Raw genomic sequence first — 3,866 nt, forward strand, 5'->3', positions numbered from 1 at the left:
GAGCGCATCCTGCGCGCGCTGAAGGCGCAAGCGGCGAACTGAGGGCCGAAATGACCGGGACAAGCGCCGAGACATCAGCGACCTCGCCGGAGGCGGTGGCGCAGCATCTGGCCGCCTCGCGCTATCTGGCGGATGAGAGCCTTTCGACGGCCATCTTCCTGGCAATCCGGCTGGGCAAGCCGCTGCTGCTCGAAGGCGCGCCGGGCGTCGGCAAGACGGAAGCGGCCAAAGCGATCGCCGAGCTGCTGGGCCGCGATCTGGTGCGGCTGCAATGTTATGAAGGCATCGACGCCGCGCACGCGCTCTACGAATGGAACTACCAGCGCCAACTGCTTGCCATCCGCCATGCCGGCGAGCATGAGATCGACATCTACGACGACCGTTTCCTGATCGCACGACCGCTGCTGCAGGTGCTGAAGGCGCCGGAACAACGCGTGCTGCTGGTCGACGAGATCGATCGTTCCGACCACGAATTTGAAGCGCTGCTTTTGGAATTCCTGTCCGATTTCCAGATCAGCATTCCCGAGCGCGGCACCATCCGCGCCACGGCGCAGCCGATCGTCATCCTGACCTCGAACCGCACCCGCGAGCTCGCCGAAGCGCTGCGCCGCCGATGCGTCTATCATTGGATCGGCTATCCCGACGCCGAGCGCGAGGCCGCCATCATCATGCTGCGCGCCGGCAATGTGGCTGAAGCAACGGCGCGCACCGTGGCGACAGCCGTGCAGACCATTCGCGCTCGGCCGCTGGCCAAGCCGCCCGGCATCGCCGAGGCCGTCGAATGGGCCAACGCGGCGACCATCCTGGAGAGAGGCGGCAGCCCGTGGCCGGAAGCCTTCCGCCGCGCCATCGGCGTGCTGATCAAGGACGAGGAGGACCTTTCCTACATCGCACCGGAGCTTGGCCGGATCGTCGAGGAGGCGCTGGCGTGACGCGGGAGGTCATTTTGCAATGCTGGCGGGAGAGCGCCCCCCTCTGCCCTGCCGGGCATCTCCCCCTCAAGGGGGGAGATCGGATGTCATCCCCGCTTTCGCTAATCGCTCACGTCGCCGAACAGGGCGAAGCGTCGAACCTGCCAATCTCCCCCCTTGAGGGGGAGATGTCCGGCAGGACAGAGGGGGGCGCCACGCAATGATGCGGGAAACAAGCTTGCCTCGCGCCGCTGCGCCCTTCCTCAGCTTCGGCCGCTTGCTGCGCCGCTATGGTTTCGCCATCGCCCCCGAGCAGGTCTCCGGCTTCATGCAGGCGGTGACCCTGCTCGGGCCGCGCTCGATGGCAGACATCCGCGAGGCGGCCCTTGCCACGCTGGCGCCGCCGCCCGACCGCCGCGACGAATTCGAGGCGCATTTCCAGAGCCACTTTTATGGCAATACGTCCGCCGTGGTCGAAGGCGACGACGACGAGGAAACTCGCATCAAGGATGATGGCGGCGCCGACGACGAACGGCTCGAGGCCGAACAAAGCCAAGAGGGCGGCGACCTCTCTTCGGCGCTGGAGCAGCTGAGTACCCGCGACTTCCAGCGCGACGACGACAGGCTGACCGCCTTTCGTCGCAAACTCTCGACCGCTTTACCAGCCCGGCGCTCCTTCCGCACCGTACGCACCCACTCGCGCGGTAAGCTCGATCTGCGCCGATCGCTCAGGGAAATAGTCAGCGCCGATGGCGACGTGCCCTCGCCACTGCTGCGCCGCCGCCAGACCGTACCGCGCAAGCTGCTGCTGCTGATCGACGTTTCCGGCTCGATGAAGCTGCACACAGCGGACTATCTCAAGCTGGCGCATGCCGCCGTGCAAGGCGCGGACCGCGCCGAGATATTCACCTTCGGCACGCGGCTGACGCGCATCACCACGGCATTGCGCATCCGCGACCGCGACCAGGCGCTGGCGCGCGCGGCGGCCCAGGTCGACGACTGGGACGGCGGCACCCGCATGGGACCGACGCTGCTCGCCTTCCTCTCGGTGCCGCGCTTCTCGTCGTTTGCACGCGGTGCCACGGTCGTGATCCTGTCCGACGCGCTGGAGCGCGGCGATCATGGCGAGATGGAGACGGCGATGCGACGGCTGAGCGCCCGCGCTTTCCGGCTGTCGCTGGCCACACCGCTAGCCGGCGACCCGCGCTTCCGGCCGGCAACGGCTGCACTTCGCGCCATCCTGCCTGACCTGGACGACCTCATCGACGGCTCGTCGGTGAAAAGCCTCACCGATTTCATCCTGTCGCTCGCTCGCCCTGCTCCGGCGGCGGCGGCAATCTGGAAGAGGGTTTCATGATGCAGAAAACAATCGACGCGCATTTCCACATCTGGCGCCAAAAGGACCAGCCCTGGCTGGTCGGGCCGATAGTGCCGCGCATCTTCGGTCCCTACGAGCCGATCCGGCGCGACTACCCGATCGAGGAATTTCTCGAAGACCAGAGGGATTCAGGCGTCGAAAAGGCCGTCTATGTCCAGACCAACTGGGCCAAGGAGGATTTCGAGAAGGAAGTCGCCTTCCTGCAGAAGACATCCGACGAAACCGGCTGGCCGCATGCCATCGTCGGCTACACCGACATGACCGTCGACGATATCAGGCCGCAGATCGATCGCTTGATGAAATACAAGCTGCTGCGCGGCGTGCGCATGCAACTGCATTGGCACGAGACCCCGGCCTTCCGCTTCGCCGCCTCCGCCGACCAGGTGATCGACCCCAAGGTGCGCGCCAATGTGGCGCGGCTCAAGGACTATGGCCTCTCCTTCGACCTGCAGCTCTTCCCCGCTCAGATGAAGGACGGCCTGACGCTGGTCGGCGAAAACCCGGAGACGAATTTCATCCTCACCCATGCCGGTATGCTGACCGGCATGGAGCCGGAAACCACCGAAGCCTGGAAGGCAGGCCTGCGCACGCTTGCAGCCGCCCCCAACTTCTACGCCAAGCTCTCCGGCCTCGGCACCTTCGTCCATCGCAACGACCCGGCGCTGATTGCCTATATCGTCGACAACGCGATCGAGATCCTGGGCGCCGACCATCTGATGTTCGGCTCGAACTTCCCGATCGAAAAACTGTGGACCAGCCACGCCGAGCTGATCAAGGCGCACCGCGATGCGGTGGCCAGGCATGGTGCGGCGGCGGAGGCGGATATTTTCTGGAACACGACGGAGAAGGTTTACCGGCCGGTGTGACGCTTCACTTAACCTCGAACTGCGGATCGACCGGGATCTGCATCGCCGTCACCAGATGGTTGGTCTGGCCGGCCAGTCCGATGATCGACACCAGCTCGCCATGCTGCGCGTCGGTCATGCCCTTGGCGCGAGCCGCCGCCGTGTGCGAGTGGACGCAGTAAGAGCAGCCATTGGCGGTCGACACGGCAATGTAGATCATCTCCTTGGTCAGCGGGTCGATGGCGCTGTCAGCGACCATCACCACCTTCAACTGCTCCCAGATCCGCTTCAGCGCCGGAGGATCATTGGCCAGCCCGCGCCAGAAATTGTTGACGAAATCAGATTTGCGCGTCGCGCGGATGTCGTCGAACACGGCTTTCACGGCCGGGATTTTCTCGACCTCGGCATCGCTGAGGAGTCTTGTGGTGGTCATGGTGTGGTCCTTTCGCTTCGATCGATGAACTGGTTCGTTGAATCAAGTTTCGAGCAAAGGCGGCTAACCAGCTTCTTTGACTCAGTTTTTGGCGCGCAATAGCGTTGAAGATTAGCCGAGGCACCTAAACTTCGTCATCCACGGGCGAAGCAGGAGCGAAGCGCCGTCGCGGAGACCCGAGGATCCATTCCGTGACGTCTCGCAAAGCGTACAGCGGAACAGAATCCTGCACCGCAGCGACGCTTGGAAGTCGCGGCATGGATCCTCGGGTCTGCGCCGCGTCGCTGCGCTCCTTGCTC

4 protein-coding genes are annotated in these 3,866 nt (G+C 64.6%); 3 read left to right on the plus strand and 1 reads right to left on the minus strand.

The features are described 5' to 3' along the window. Positions 1–50 precede the first annotated feature (50 nt). From EN750_RS22725 to EN750_RS22740, 3 genes are all read left to right on the plus strand, one after another. On the plus strand, positions 51–932 hold the full coding sequence (locus EN750_RS22725) for a MoxR family ATPase (RefSeq protein WP_127397709.1): 882 nt from the start codon (positions 51–53) through the stop codon (positions 930–932). A 199-nt stretch (positions 933–1,131) separates the two neighbouring features. Beyond that, positions 1,132–2,268 carry a VWA domain-containing protein gene (locus EN750_RS22735; RefSeq protein WP_127397710.1) on the plus strand — a complete coding sequence of 379 codons (1,137 nt, stop codon included), beginning with the start codon at positions 1,132–1,134 and terminating at the stop codon, positions 2,266–2,268. Further along, positions 2,268–3,155, plus strand: coding sequence for an amidohydrolase (locus tag EN750_RS22740; RefSeq protein WP_189526388.1), 888 nt, complete (start codon positions 2,268–2,270; stop codon positions 3,153–3,155). The genes EN750_RS22735 and EN750_RS22740 overlap by 1 nt, the downstream gene beginning before the upstream one ends. Before the next feature lie 4 nt (positions 3,156–3,159). Here EN750_RS22740 and EN750_RS22745 read toward each other — a convergent pair whose 3' ends face one another. Beyond that, a complete protein-coding gene (locus EN750_RS22745) occupies positions 3,160–3,567 on the minus strand; it encodes a carboxymuconolactone decarboxylase family protein (protein WP_127397712.1) in 408 nt (135 codons plus the stop codon). Between the last annotated feature and the right edge of the window lie 299 nt (positions 3,568–3,866).

The sequence above is a fragment of the Mesorhizobium sp. M7A.F.Ca.ET.027.03.2.1 genome (assembly GCF_003999175.1).
Classification (GTDB): Bacteria; Pseudomonadota; Alphaproteobacteria; order Rhizobiales; family Rhizobiaceae; genus Mesorhizobium.

Coding starts and splice junctions, on each gene's coding strand:
- EN750_RS22740 (WP_189526388.1), top strand. CDS start 2,268: ATGCAGAAAACAATCGACGCGCATTTCCACATCTGGCGCCAAAAGGAC.
- EN750_RS22745 (WP_127397712.1), bottom strand. CDS start 3,567: ATGACCACCACAAGACTCCTCAGCGATGCCGAGGTCGAGAAAATCCCG.
- EN750_RS22725 (WP_127397709.1), top strand. CDS start 51: ATGACCGGGACAAGCGCCGAGACATCAGCGACCTCGCCGGAGGCGGTG.
- EN750_RS22735 (WP_127397710.1), top strand. CDS start 1,132: ATGATGCGGGAAACAAGCTTGCCTCGCGCCGCTGCGCCCTTCCTCAGC.